General features: G+C 68.8%; 11 protein-coding genes. 5 read left to right on the top strand and 6 right to left on the bottom strand.

Features of this window, described 5'->3' with window-relative positions; translation table 11 throughout:
* Positions 1-514: M23 family metallopeptidase (locus AC1DR7_RS15125; RefSeq protein ID WP_478076543.1), on the top strand; the 514-nt coding region annotated here is incomplete at its 5' end.
* Positions 515-638: 124 nt separating this feature from the next.
* Entirely contained in the window at positions 639-1,499 is an 861-nt protein-coding gene (locus tag AC1DR7_RS15120) for a PA4780 family RIO1-like protein kinase (protein WP_457318618.1), read from the top strand.
* A 194-nt stretch (positions 1,500-1,693) separates the two neighbouring features.
* On the opposite strand, the gene fghA is transcribed toward AC1DR7_RS15120, so the two are convergent.
* Genes fghA through frmR form a run of 4 tightly spaced genes read right to left on the bottom strand, consistent with a single transcriptional unit; the run spans position 1,694 to position 4,353 of the window.
* A complete protein-coding gene (fghA, locus tag AC1DR7_RS15115; protein ID WP_457318619.1) occupies positions 1,694-2,524 on the bottom strand; it encodes an S-formylglutathione hydrolase in 831 nt (276 codons plus the stop codon).
* A 25-nt stretch (positions 2,525-2,549) separates the two neighbouring features.
* Positions 2,550-2,903, bottom strand: a complete 354-nt coding sequence (locus tag AC1DR7_RS15110) for a YqcC family protein (RefSeq protein ID WP_457318620.1) — start codon at positions 2,901-2,903, stop codon at positions 2,550-2,552.
* A gap of 9 nt (positions 2,904-2,912) precedes the next feature.
* Entirely contained in the window at positions 2,913-4,022 is a 1,110-nt protein-coding gene (locus AC1DR7_RS15105; protein ID WP_457318621.1) for an S-(hydroxymethyl)glutathione dehydrogenase/class III alcohol dehydrogenase, read from the bottom strand.
* 55 nt (positions 4,023-4,077) lie between these two features.
* Entirely contained in the window at positions 4,078-4,353 is a 276-nt protein-coding gene (frmR, locus tag AC1DR7_RS15100; RefSeq protein ID WP_256777333.1) for a formaldehyde-responsive transcriptional repressor FrmR, read from the bottom strand.
* Positions 4,354-4,531: 178 nt separating this feature from the next.
* On the opposite strand from frmR, the gene AC1DR7_RS15095 reads away from it, so the two are divergent.
* On the top strand, positions 4,532-7,798 hold the full coding sequence (locus AC1DR7_RS15095; RefSeq protein WP_478076542.1) for an autotransporter outer membrane beta-barrel domain-containing protein: 3,267 nt from the start codon (positions 4,532-4,534) through the stop codon (positions 7,796-7,798).
* 156 nt (positions 7,799-7,954) lie between these two features.
* Positions 7,955-11,329, top strand: coding sequence for an autotransporter outer membrane beta-barrel domain-containing protein (locus AC1DR7_RS15090; protein ID WP_478052979.1), 3,375 nt, complete (start codon positions 7,955-7,957; stop codon positions 11,327-11,329).
* Between the two features lie 236 nt (positions 11,330-11,565).
* On the opposite strand, the gene AC1DR7_RS15085 is transcribed toward AC1DR7_RS15090, so the two are convergent.
* Positions 11,566-12,474, bottom strand: coding sequence for a LysR family transcriptional regulator (locus AC1DR7_RS15085; RefSeq protein ID WP_256777336.1), 909 nt, complete (start codon positions 12,472-12,474; stop codon positions 11,566-11,568).
* A gap of 127 nt (positions 12,475-12,601) precedes the next feature.
* On the opposite strand from AC1DR7_RS15085, the gene AC1DR7_RS15080 reads away from it, so the two are divergent.
* Positions 12,602-13,705, top strand: coding sequence for an alkene reductase (locus AC1DR7_RS15080; RefSeq protein WP_457319263.1), 1,104 nt, complete (start codon positions 12,602-12,604; stop codon positions 13,703-13,705).
* A gap of 100 nt (positions 13,706-13,805) precedes the next feature.
* Here AC1DR7_RS15080 and AC1DR7_RS15075 read toward each other — a convergent pair whose 3' ends face one another.
* Positions 13,806-14,018, bottom strand: coding sequence for a hypothetical protein (locus tag AC1DR7_RS15075; protein ID WP_457319262.1), 213 nt, complete (start codon positions 14,016-14,018; stop codon positions 13,806-13,808).

Genomic DNA, 14,018 nt, shown 5'->3' with positions numbered 1-14,018 from the left:
CGCTGCGACGCCGGGCACTGCGGCCGCGGCCGCGGCCCCTGACGCCGCAGCGGCGCCTGCTCCGGCCGATGGCACCGGCCTGCTGCTGCCGGTCCAGGGCATCACCGCCGCCCAACTGCAGGACACCTTCACCGACGCGCGCAGTGAGGGCCGCGTCCACGATGCGATCGACATCCTGGCCCCGGCTGGCACGCCCGTGCTGGCCGTGGCCGATGGCACCGTGGAGAAGCTGTTCGACAGCGCGCGTGGCGGGCTGACCCTGTACCAGTTCGAGCCCGGTGGCCGTTATTGCTACTACTACGCCCACCTGCAGCGCTACGCCGATGGCCTGGCCGAGAAGCAGCAGGTCAAGCGCGGCCAGGTGATCGGCTATGTCGGCAGCACCGGCAATGCCAGCCCGGAGGCGCCGCACCTGCACTTCGAGATCCATGCGCTGGGTCCGGAAAAGCAGTGGTGGAAGGGCGAATCGCTCAACCCGTATCCGGTTCTGCGAGGGGAACAGGGGCTGCCGTGAGCCCCCTTGGCGTCCGGGCTGAACGGCTGGCACGGAGCGCCGATGGCCGGGCCGCCCCGAAGATGCGAAAATCCCTCCCCCTTTCCGGCGGGCGCATTGGCGCCGGCCACAATCCCGAGATTCCGTGAAGACCCCCCAAGGCCTGCAGGCGCTGATCGACGACGGCGTGATCGATGAAGTGCTGCGCCCGCTCAAGAGCGGCAAGGAAGCAGCGGTGTACGTGGTACGCAGCGGCGACGATGTGCGCTGCGCCAAGGTCTACAAAGACATGGCCCAGCGCAGCTTCCAGCAGCGCGTGCAGTACCAGGAAGGCCGCAAGGTGCGTGGCAGCCGCGAGGCGCGTGCGGTTGGCAAGGCCAGCAAATACGGACGCAAGCAGCAGGAAACCGCCTGGAAGAACACCGAGGTGGACGCGCTGTACCAGCTGCGCGACGCCGGTGTGCGCGTGCCCGAGCCGCACGGCTACTACCACGGCGTGCTGGTGATGGAACTGGTCACCGACGCGGACGGTTTCTCCGCCGCCCGGCTGGGCGAAGTGGAGCTGGAGCCGGACCAGGCGCGCGAGTTCCACCAGACCCTGGTCCGCCAGGTGGTGCGCATGTTGTGCTGCGGCCTGATCCACGGCGATCTGTCGCCGTACAACGTACTGGTGGGCCCGGACGGCCCGGTGGTGATCGACTTCCCGCAGGTGGTCAGCGCCGGCGGCAACAACGCCGCGCGCAGCATGCTGCTGCGCGACGTCAACAACCTCACCGCCTACCTGGGCCGGTTCGCGCCGGAGCTGCTGGACAGCTGGTACGGCGAAGAGATGTGGGCGTTGTTCGAAGCCGGTGACCTGCTGCCCGACAGCCCGCTCACCGGCACCTTCGTGCATGACGAAACCACCATCGACCTGGACGGCGTGCGCCACGCGATCAACGATGCGCGCGAAGAAGCGCTGATCCGCCAGCAGGGTCGCGAGGCGGCGGAAGAAGACGAGGATTGAAGCGGCGGTAGAGCCACCCCATGGGTGGCTGCTCTCCGTTCTGGCAGCGCGTGCAGCCGACCAACGGTCGGCTCTACCGTTCCGGCACCGCGTGCAGCCGACCAACGGTCGGCTCTACCGTTTCGGCACCGTGTGCAGCCGACCAACGGTCGGCTCTACGATGAGGCGTGCAGCGCGTTGGCGTGGGGTGCCGATCAGGCGTGCAGCGCCTTGGCGTGGTGGGCGATGTGCTCGCCGATGAAGCTGCTGATGAAGTAGTAGCTGTGGTCGTAGCCCGGCTGCAGGCGCAACTGCAGCGGATGGCCGGCAGCGGTGCAGGCGGCCTGCAACCACTGCGGTTGCAGTTGGGTGTCGAGGAATTCATCGCCGCCGCCCTGGTCGACCAGCAACGGCAGGCGCTCTTCGGCACGGGCGACCAGTTCGCTGGCATCCCAGGCCGACCAGCTGCTGCGGTCCTCGCCGAGGTAGGCGGCGAAGGCCTTCTGGCCCCAGGGCACGCGGGTCGGTGCGACGATCGGTGAGAACGCCGACACGCTGCGGTAGCGGCCGGGATTCTTCAGCGCGATCACCAGCGCGCCATGGCCCCCCATCGAATGTCCGCTGATGCTGCGCGCATCGGTCGCCGGCAGATGCGCCTCGATCAGCGCCGGCAACTCGTCCACCACGTAGTCGTACATGCGGTAGTGCGCCGCCCACGGTTGCTCGCTGGCGTTGAGATAGAAGCCGGCGCCCTTGCCCAGGTCGTAGCCGTCGGCATCGGCGACGTCATCCCCGCGCGGACTGGTGTCCGGCGCCACCAGGATCACCCCGTGTTCGGCGGCATAGCGCTGCGCGCCGGCCTTGGTGATGAAGTTCTGCTCGGTGCAGGTCAGCCCGCTCAGCCAGTACAGCACCGGCAGCTTCTGCGTGGCGGCCTGTGGCGGCAGGTAGACGGCGACCTTCATCTCGCAGCCCAGCACCTGCGAGCGGTGCTGGTACACGTCCTGCCAGCCGCCGGAGGCGGCGCGATGTTCGATGCGTTCCATGGTCTCTCCGTGAGCCGGGCGCGTGTCAGCGCGATGTCCCGGCGTTGATGTCATTGTCCAGCTCGGCCAGCAGCCGCAGCAGTGTTCCGGTCTGCGGCACGCCATCAAGGTTGCGCATGGCGGCCACGGCCACCTGGCTGCGTGGTGGCCATTGGCCACTGCGCCTTGCCTCGTGCAAGCGTGGCAGGAACACCTGCGTCAGCCACTGCTCGAACGGCATCTCCTCGCCACCAAAGGCCGAGGTGACCGCCGCCGGCTCACCCACCTCGCCGTGCAGCCAGCCAAGCTCGCGCAGGGCCTGCTCGATGCGGTCCACCAGCGCATCCCGCACCGGTACTGCCGGTGCCGTGCGTCGTTTCCAGAAGTCGGTCAGGCCCATGCCGCCGGCTCAGTAATGCACCACCGAGCGGATCGACTTCCCCTCGTGCATCAGCTCGAAGGCATCGTTGATCTGCTCCAGGTCCATGGTGTGGGTGACGAACGGCGCCAGTTCGATGTCGCCCTTCATGGCGTCTTCGACCATGCCCGGCAGCTGGCTGCGGCCCTTCACGCCGCCGAAGGCGGTGCCCTTCCACGAGCGGCCGGTGACCAGCTGGAACGGACGGGTCGAGATTTCCTGACCCGAGCCGGCCACGCCGATGATCACCGACTGGCCCCAGCCACGGTGCGCGCATTCCAGTGCGGCACGCATCACGTTGACGTTGCCGATGCACTCGAAGGTGTGGTCCACGCCCCAGGTGGTCATCTCCACGATCACCTGCTGGATCGGCTTGTCGAAGTCCTTCGGGTTGACGCAGTCGGTGGCACCGAACTGCCTGGCCAGGTCGAACTTGGACGGGTTGGTGTCGATGGCGAAGATGCGCCCGGCCTTGGCCTGACGCGCGCCCTGGATCACCGCCAGGCCGATGCCGCCCAGGCCGAACACGGCCACCGAATCACCTTCCTGCACCTTGGCGGTGTTGTGCACCGCGCCGATGCCGGTGGTGACGCCGCAGCCGAGCAGGCACACGTGCTCCGGGTTCGCTTCGGGGTTGATCTTGGCCAGCGAGACTTCGGCCACCACCGTGTACTCGCTGAAGGTCGAGCAGCCCATGTAGTGATAGATCGGCTCGCCGTTGTAGCTGAAGCGGGTGGTGCCATCGGGCATCACGCCCTTGCCCTGGGTGGCGCGCACGGCCACGCACAGGTTGGTCTTGCCCGAGGTACAGAACAGGCATTCACCGCACTCGGCGGTGTACAGCGGAATGACGTGGTCGCCCGGCGCCACGCTGGTGACGCCCTCGCCCACTTCCACCACGATGCCCGCGCCTTCATGGCCCAGCACCGCCGGGAACAGGCCTTCCGGATCATCGCCGGACAGGGTGAACGCATCGGTGTGGCAGACACCGGTGTGGGTGATCTTGACCAGCACCTCGCCCTTCTTCGGCGGGGCGACATCGATCTCGACGATCTTCAACGGCTGGCCGGGACCAAACGCAACAGCGGCACGGGATTTCATCGGCAACACTCCAGAGTAGTAGACAAGACAGAACAGCACGCGGTCGCCCGCGCGCTCATTTCAGGTAGGAACGGATCAGCGCGCTCATGTCGCGCACGCGCTCGGCGCGCTGCGCATCGGACTGCGCCGGCTGGCCGAATTCTTCGCGCAGGTGGGCTTCCATCACTTCGGACATCAGCCCGTTGACCGCGCCGCGGATCGCGGCGATCTGCTGCAGCACCGGCGCGCACTCGGCCCCGCCCTCCAGCGCCCGGTCGAGCGCATCGCACTGACCGCGGATGCGGCGCACGCGGGCCAGGACCTTCTTCTTTTCTTCGGGGGAATGCGGCATGGACAGCGCGGCCAGAGAACTATACTGGGGGATAGTATACATGCAGCCTGGCCCGCACCCAAATGACGGGCTCTCGCCGCGCCCCCCACCGAGTCGCAGGGCGGTTTTCCCAGGATTTGCATATCGCGCGGGCGGCCGCCTCCCTAGAGTTCGCGGCATACCGCACCGTGGCCGCCCGATGATTGCCCCCGCCTCGTCCTCGCAGCACCTGCTTGCCCTGGCCATCGCCGCCGCACTGGCCGGCAACGCCTCGGCGGCCCTCGCCCAACACGCTGCCCCGATCATCGCCGACGGCACCCGGGAAGAAGCCGCTCCCGGTGAGTATCGCAGCACCGCAGATGGGGCCGCGGGCCATGTCCTGCATGCATTGAATGGCGGCAGCATCCGAGCCAGCGAACCGGTGACGGTGACGACAAGCGGCCAGAACACCGCAGCGGTGCGTGCCGAGAAAGACGGCAGCATGATCTTCAACGGCGGCAGCATCACCACGCATGGGGATTACGCCATCGGGCTGTCGATCCTGTCCGGTGGCCAGGTCGACCTGCTGCCCGATGCCGCCGGACAAGGCATGGTCTTTTCCACCAGCGGCTACCGTAGCCCCGCGGTGGAGGTGAACGGCGGTACGTTGCGGATGCGCGACGCGATCATCGACACAACCGGCTACCAGTCCCATGGCATGGCCGCTTACTACAGCGGCCATATCGAGGGCGACGGGCTGACCATCACCACCCACGAAGCGGGGAGCGCCGGTGCGGTCGCTACCGCCGGCGGAACATTTACGCTGTCCAACGGTTCCATCGAAACCTTGGGGGGTGCGGCCCACGGCGTGATCGGCAGCAAGGCCATCGCCCTGCGCGACACCGACATCCGGGTCGCGGGCCGCGCGTCGATCGCCGTCGACTTCCAGGGCGGCACGCTGTGGATCGAGAACGGCGCGATGCAGGCCGATCATGCGCAGAGCACCGCAGTGCGCCTGGCGGCCGGCAGCGAGGTGGACATCATCGGCACGCAGATGGGGGCCGGATTCATCGGGCTCAGCAACGGCGGCCGCAGCGGAGAGGCGCGTCTGGTCGATGTGGACATACGTATCTCCAGCGCAAACGGCGCCGGCATCTGGCTGAGCTCGGGTCCGCGCCTTTCGATGCTCGGCGGCAGCATCATCACCCTCGGCGACAACAGCAGGGGCGTCGACAATCTCGGCGGTGGGGTCACGCTGGAGGGCGTGCAGGTGAGCACGGTCGGCGCGTCGGCACATGGGCTCAACGCCGAATGGGACATTTTCTCCGGAGACCTGATGCTGGAGGCAGACCGGATCGCGGTGGACACCGGCGGTGACGGTGCCATCGGCGCCCTGTCCCATTCCGGCGGAACCGCCCACTTGCGCCGCAGCACGATTACCACGGCCGGTGCCAACAGTTACGGCGTGTTGAGTGGAGGCACGGGCGTGATGACGTTGCACGACACCCATGTCCGTACCGAAGGACTCGGCGCGGCGGCCGCTGTGGTCAATGCAAACGGCAGCCTGGACATCGACGGTGGGTCGCTGACCAGCGCGCGCGATGCCGCCCTGTGGGTGCGCGCCGCGCGCCACGTGGCTGCACACAATGGCGCCCGGCTGTTTGGCGGCAACGGCACGTTGATGAAGGTCGATGCGGCCTCCGCCGGTCCGCTGGATCTCAACCTGGACCAGGACGTCTACGCCCAAGGCGACATCATGATCACCCCGGACGACATCGGTGCCGGCGTCCCGGTGGTGGCCGATATCCACGTACACCTCAATGGGCGTTCGCATTGGCGGGGCGCCAGCGGCGTGGTCAACCAGGTCTCGCTGCGCGATGGCAGCCGCTGGACCCTGACCGGCGATGCCAGCGTGGGCCAGCTGGCGCTGCACGACAGCACCCTGGCCCTGTCCGCCGTGGGTGCAGGCAACTTCAACCGCCTCACCGTGGACGGTGATCTCGACACGCACAACGCGCTGTTGATCTTCAACGGCGCATTGGCCGGCGATGACTCGCCCATCGATACCCTGCGCGTGCGCGGCGACACCCGTGGCACGGCGGCCATCCAGGTCAACAATGTGCATGGCCTTGGCGCACAGACCGTCGACGGCATCGCGTTGATCCAGGTCGAGGGTGCGTCCGATGCGACGTACGCGTTGCGCGGCCGCGCCGTGGCGGGCCAATACGACTACTTCCTGCACAAGGGCGGCGTGAACACGCCCGGCGACGGCGGCTGGTATCTGCGCGCGACGCTGCCGACCACACCGGACCCGTGCGACGCCGATCCCGATGGCCCCGGCTGCATGACGCCGCCGGATCCCTGCGACAGCGATCCGACAGGCCCCGGCTGCATCGTCATCCYGCCGGACCCCTGCGAGGCCGATCCCGGCGGCCTCGGCTGTGTTGTTCCCCCGCCAGATCCGTGCGTGCTCGACCCCAACGGCCCCGGCTGCGCACTGCCGCCCACGCCCTGCGAGGCGGGCAACACCGCCCCCTGCCACCGCCCGCGCCCGCCGCAGGTGCTGCGCCCGGAAGCCGGCGCCTACCTGGCCAACCAGGCCGCTGCCGTGTCGATGTTCCAGCACCGCCTGCATGACCGCGATGGTGCGTACGCCTCGAACGCGGCACGCGGGGCCAGTTGGCTGCGCGTGGGCAGCACCCAGCGCCGTCAAGCGGTCGACGGCCAGCTGGCCCTGAGCGCCCGCACCACCACGGTGACCAGCGGCGTGGACCTGCTGCACTGGGGCGCGGGCGGCCAGGGCCGTGCGGGTGTGCTGCTGGGTACAGGACGGGCCGCCACCGATGTCCGCTCGCAGCGCAGCGGCTATGCCGCCACCGGCATCGTCAAGGGTACGGCGGTGGGCGTCTACGTCACCTGGATGCAACACCCCGGTGGCGGGGACGGCGCCTACCTTGATGGCGGCGTGCAGCACGGGCGCTACCGCAGCAGCGTGCAGGGCATCGCCCTGGCCGGGGAACGCCAACAGGCGCGCACGGATGCGGCCACGCTGGAAGCCGGCTACGCCTGGAAACGCCGCGTGCGCGATTCGGCCACGCTGCTGGTGCAGCCGCAGCTGCAGATGACCTATACCGACTACCGTGCCGATGACCTTGTCGAACACAACGGCACCCAGGTGGCCCCGGGCGCCGGCGGCGAGGTGTCCTCGCGCCTGGGCCTGCGGATGACGGGCGATGTTCGCAGCGTGGATCACGTCGTACAGCCCTTCGTTTCGGCGCATTGGCTGCGCGCGTCAGGCAGCAACAGCATCTGGATGGACCACACCCGGATCGACGGTGCGGTGCCGAAAAACCGTTACGAGCTACGCGGTGGCGCGATGCTGCAGCTGGGCATGCGCTGGTCGGCGTGGGGCGATCTGGGCGTGCAACGCGGCGACGGTGCCTATCGCAGCGTTTCGGTGCAGATGGGCCTCCGGTCCACGTGGTAGCCGCGCCGGGCGCAACAGGGACCGATGGGGGGCGGGACGCGACAAGGTGTGTCGCAAATAGGCGCCAGCTAGCGTTAGCCGCATTTGCAATTAATTGCATATATCGMTCGTAGGCATCCCCCTACAGTCGCGGCCTCCTGCACTGATGGCCCTCCGATGACTTCTGCCGTTTCACGCGCCCCACAGCGCCTGCACCTGCTCGCTCTTGCCATTTCCGCGTCGCTGGCGTGCAGCGCCTCGGCCGCCTGGGCCCAGAGCGCCGGTCCGATCATCGCCGACGGCACCCAGCAAGTGGCCGCGCCGGGCGCCTATGCGACTACCGACGATGCGGCGGCAGGCTACGTCTTCCATGCGCTCAACGCTGGCAGCATCCGTGCCGACGGCCCGGTGACCATCAGCGCCACGGGCAGCAACACCGCCGGCCTGCGCGCCGAAAGCGACGGCACGGTGACGCTCACCGGTGGCACCCTCACCACCGGTGGCGATTACAGCGCCGGCCTGTCGATCGCCACTGGCGGCCGCATCGAACTGCTCACCGACGCCACCGGCCAAGGCGTGACTCTCTCCACCGGCGGTGTACGCGCCCATGCCGCGCAAGTCGACGGCGGCACGTTGCTGCTGCGCGATGCGGCGCTCGATACCAGCGGCCGTGTCTCCAACGGCATCGCCGCCAGCAACGGCGCGGTCGCCGAGGTAAGCGGCGGCAGCATCCATACCACCGGCGACCAGTCGCACGCGGTGTCGGCATCCAATGCCACCGTGACCCTGCGCGACACCGTCATCGGCACCACCAGCCACAACGCCCATGGCCTGTTCGCGGAGAACGGCGGACGCATCGACGGCGACGGACTTGCCATCACCACCTACGGCAATGGCAGTACCGGCGCGACGGTATACACCGGGGCCATGTTGACACTGTCCAACAGCACCATCGAGACCGGCGCCGACTTCGCAAAGGGCGTGACGGGCAGCGGCACGGTGACCCTGATCGACACCCATATCCGGGTCGCGGGCACCGCCTCCGGGGCAGTGGAGCTGAGTAGCGGCACGCTGCGGATCGAAGGCGGCGTGCTGCAAGCCGACGACGAGCGCGGCAGCGGCGTGTTCCTGTGGAATGACAACCAGGTGGACATCATCGGTACGCAGATCGATGTAGGACACTATGGGCTGAACATCAACGGCCGCGGCAACGAGGTGCGCCTGACCGATGTCGATATCCACACCACCGGCTACGTCGGCACCGGCATCTGGCTGCCCGGTGCTTCCTCGTTGAGCATGCGGGGCGGCAGCATCATCACCGAGACCGACCAGGGTGTGGCCATCGACAACCGCGCCGGTGCGGTGACCCTGGAGGGAGTGCGGGTGAGCACGGCAGGCGCGTCGGCGCATGGTCTGTATGCCTCGATGGATACGGGCGGCGCACGACCGACGTTCCAGGCCGAACGCGTCGATGTGCGCACCACCGGGTTTGGCGGCATCGGTGCCGTGGCGCGGCTGGGCGGCACCATCGGGCTGCGTGACAGCGTCATCGCCACTACCGGCGACAAAGGCTATGGCGTGCTGAGCGGTGGCGCCGGGGAGATGACCCTTTCCAATACGCACGTCAGCACTGCCGGGCTGGACGCGGCGGCGGCGGTGGTCAATGCCAATGGCAGCCTGGACATCGATGGCGGCTCGCTGAGCAGCGCGCAGGCCGCCACGTTCTGGGTGCGTGCGGCGCGTCATGTGGCGGCACGCAACGGCGCCCGGCTGATCGGCGGCAGCGGCACACTGATGCACGTGGATGCTGCGTTCGCCGGTCCCTTCGACGTCACCCTGGACCAGGATGTCTACGCACGGGGCGACATCGTGATCACCCCGGACGACATCGCCGCCGGCGTGCCGGTGGTGGCCGACATCCGCGTGAAACTCAACGGGCGCTCGCATTGGCAGGGCGCCAGCAGCGTGGTCAACCAGGTCTCCTTGTCCAACGACAGCCGCTGGACCCTCACGGGCGATTCCAGCGTGCGCCAGCTGGATCTGCGCGACAGCACCCTGGCCCTGTCCACCGCCGGCGCCACGCGCTTCAACCGGCTCACCGTGGAGGGCGATTTCATCGCAGACAACGCGCTGCTGGTCTTCAATGGCGCCCTGGGCGCTGATGATTCACTGATCGACACACTGCACGTGCGCGGCGATACCCGCGGCACGGCCAGTGTCCAGGTCAACAACGTGCGCGGGCTCGGCGGGCAGACGGTCAACGGCATCCAGCTGATCCAGGTCGATGGCGCCTCCGATGCCGTGTACCGGTTGAACGGTCGTGCGGTGGCCGGGCAGTACGACTACTTCCTGCACAAGGGCGGGGTGAACACCCCCGGCGACGGCGGCTGGTACCTGCGCTCGGAACTGGCGCCGACGTCACCGGATCCGTGCGACGCCGATCCCGATGGCCCCGGTTGCGTGGCCCCGCCAGACCCGTGCGACAGCGACCCCACCGGCCCCGGCTGCGGCGTCGTCCCGCCGGACCCGTGCGCGACCGATCGCGACGGCCCGGGCTGTGTGCTGCCGCCGGATCCGTGCGAGGTGGACAACGAGGACAGCTGCGACCGCCCTCGCCCGCCGCAGATCCTGCGTCCCGAAGCCGGCGCCTATCTTGCCAATCAGGCCGCTGCCGTGTCGATGTTCCAGCACCGCCTGCATGACCGCGAGGGTGCGTATGCCCCGGGCGATGCGCGCGACGCCGGCTGGCTGCGGGTGACCAGCACCCAGACCCGGCAGGACATGGCCGGTCAGCTCGCGCTGAAGGGCCGCGCGTCCACCGTGATGAGCGGCCTGGACATGCTGCACTGGGGCGGTACCAGCCAGGGCCGCGCCGGCGTGCTGCTGGCTGCCGGCCAGGCCTCCACCGATGTCCGCTCGCACCTGAGCGGGTACAGCGCTACCGGCACCGTCAAGGGCGCGGCGCTGGGCATCTATGCCACCTGGATGCAGCGCCCGGACGTCGAGGAGGGTGCTTATCTCGACAGCTGGCTGCAACACGGCCGCTACCGCACCACCGTGCAGGGCATCGGCCTGGGCAAGGAACGCCAGGATGCACGCACGCACGCCGCATCACTGGAGGCCGGCTACGCCTGGAAGCTTCGCCTGCGCGATTCGGCCATGCTGCTGGTGCAGCCGCAACTGCAGCTGACCTATACCGACTACCGTGCCGAGCGCCTGGTTGAACGCAATGGCACGCAGGTCGCGACGGGGGCGGCGGGCGGGCTGTCATCGCGGCTGGGCGTGCGGGTGATGGGCGATGTGCGCAATGAAGATCGGCACGTGCAGCCATTCGTGTCCGCCCACTGGCTGCGCGACTCGAGCCGCAACAGCGTCTGGATGGACGACACCCGGATCGAGGGCGCCGTGCCGAAGAACCGCTATGAACTGCGCGGCGGCGCGATGTTGCAACTGGGGACGCGCTGGTCGGCATGGGCTGACCTGGGCCTGCAGCGCGACGACAACGCCTACCGCAGCGTCTCGGCGCAGATGGGGCTCAAGGCCCGCTTGTAGCAGGCGGCCAACGGCGCGCCACGCGCGCGCCGTTGGAAAATCCCCAGGCCAGCAACTGGCTACTGCACCAGGCCGCATGCCGGTGCAGGGGTTGCAGCGGAAGCCCGGGCAGATGTGGATGCCGCCCCCGGCCTTGCGTGGCGGACCGACGGGACTGGGCTTTTCGACGACCGCCAAGGCGAAGGAACGGCCGCCGTCGGCGTGCTGCTGCAGCCAGGCCCGGTGGCCCGCCTGGCTCAGTCAAACGCACCGGCATCGGCCAGTGTCGCCAGCGCATCCACCACAAACCGCACCTTCGGTCGCAGGTGCCGGGTCTGCGGCCATAGGGCGTGGATCTCGACATGGTGCTGCATGCAATGGCCCAGCACCTGCTGCAATGCCCCCGCCTGCAGGTGACGTTTGACCAGGAAATGCGGCATCTGGCAGATGCCCAGGCCGGCGATGGCGGCCTCGATCACCGCATCGCCATCATTGAGCTGGTGGGTGCCGCTGGGGATGAAGCGCGCCTGCGCAGCGTCCTCGCCGATCCGCCACGCCACCGGCTGGCCATACCGATAGCCGACAATGCTGCGATGGGCATGCAGGGCGTCCACGGTGCCGGGCGTGCCGTGCCTGTCCAGGTAGTCCGGCGACGCACACGTGATCAGCTGCTGCGTGCCCAGCCGCCGCGCGACGAGGTGCTGGGCCTGGTCCAGCCCACCGAAGCGGATCAGCAGGTCGATCCCTTCCTCCACCGGGTCCACGAAGTGGTCGGTGAAGGTCAGGGTGAGCTGTAGTTCGGGGTGTTCGGCACAGATGCGCAGCAGCACCGGCAGGATCATCAGCCGCCCGAACGAGGACGGCATGTCGATGCGCAGGCGGCCCGCGGGCAGGTGCGAGGCCGAGCCCAGGCACGCCTCGGCCGAGGCAATGTCTTCCAGCGCGCTGGCGCAGGAGGCGAAATAGGCCTGGCCATCGGCGGTGAGCGAAATGCGCCGCGTGGTGCGATGGAACAGCCGCACGCCCAGCCGCTCTTCCAGCCGCGCGATCGCCTTGCCGACCGCCGAGCGCGAAATCCCCAGGGTCTCGGCCGCTTCGGTGAACGTCCCCGAGCGGGCGGTGGTGACGAAGGTGGCCAGCCCGTTCAACGATTCCACTGGCAGCATCGCCGCGCTCCATTGGGGACAAAATGTCCCCGTTGCCGGGAAATTTAAGGCCTTTATGTGCCTGCAGGTCAACCTTATCTTGAAGGGGTCGCGCCGTTGGCGCCCCCTTCCCCACGAGTTCCGCTTTATGACCGCCCTGCTTTTCCAGCCCTATGACCTCGCCGGTACCCCCCTGCGCAACCGCATCGCCATGGCCCCGATGACCCGCGCCCGCAACCCCGGCAGCGTGGCCAACGCCCTCACCGCGGCGTACTACCGGCAACGCGCCAGTGCCGGGCTGATCATCAGCGAAGGCACCCCGGTGTCGGCGCAGGGCCAGGGCTACATCGACGTGCCGGGCATGTGGTCGGCCGAACAGGTGGACGGCTGGAAGCAGGTCACCACGGCCGTGCATGCCGAACGGGGCGTCATTTTCGCCCAGCTCTGGCACGTGGGCCGCATGTCGCACGCATCCTTGCAGCCCGACGGCGGACAGCCGGTCAGCGCGGGCACGCGTCCGGTGGCGAGCAACCCGAAGAGCAGCGCGTTCGTGTACCGCGAGGACGGTACCCGTGGGCAGGCCGATCCGACCCCGCCGCGTGCCCTGCGCACCGACGAAATGCCCGGCATCGTCGACGACTTCGCGCGCGCGGCCGACAACGCCATCGCCGCCGGTTTCGACGGCATCGAACTTCATGCCGCCAACGGCTACCTGTTCGAACAGTTCCTCAACCCGGTCACCAATGACCGCACCGACGGCTACGGCGGCACGCTGCAGAACCGCGCGCGCCTGATCCTGGAGACCGTCGATGCGATGGCCGCGCGGATCGGGGCGCACCGGGTGGGCGTGCGACTGGCCCCGAACAACCTGCAGTTCGACATGCCCGAGTACGTCGGCAACGAAGCGGCGTACCTGTACCTGGCGCAGGCGCTGGGCACGCGCGGGCTGGCCTACGTGCACCTCAACGACAACCATGCACGCCGCGTGTCCGTCCTGAGCGACGCATTCCTGCACGCGTTCAAGCAACGCTACGGCGGCACCCTGATCCTGGCCGGCAGCCTCACCCGCGCGCGGGCGCTGCAGCTGGTGGACGACGGCGTCATCGACCTGGCCGCGTTCGGCCAGCCGTTCATCGCCAACCCGGACCTGGTGGCGCGGCTGGAAAACGACGTGGCGCTGGCGGTGCCGGATCGGGCTACGTATTACGGCGGCGGGGCGGAGGGATATACCGACTACCCGGTCGCCAGCTGATCCGGGGGAGCCGGCACGGGCCGGGGGAACGCCGTCGGTCGGCGTTGCCGGTTCGATTGCTGCGTGCAGCCACCCGTGGGGTGGCTCTACCCCTGGCAGGTCATCGCAACAGCAGGCCCCGCCACGGGTTGGGCACATCGCCCATCAGCGCCACCACGGCCTGGTCCAGCTGCCCGATGGCGGCCAGGCCAGCCACCGGGTGCGCGCGCAGGTGCGGCGGCAATGGCGGCGGCAACCGCCCGGCATCCAGCGCCTGCAGCTGGTCGGCCAGCGCGCGGAAGTCCGCGTCACTCGGTGCGTCAGACGCGGGCAT

Source organism: Stenotrophomonas sp. P5_A9 (assembly GCF_056400525.1).
The sequence above is the reverse complement of the archived record's forward strand: the minus strand, read 5'-3'. Positions and strand labels throughout refer to the sequence as shown.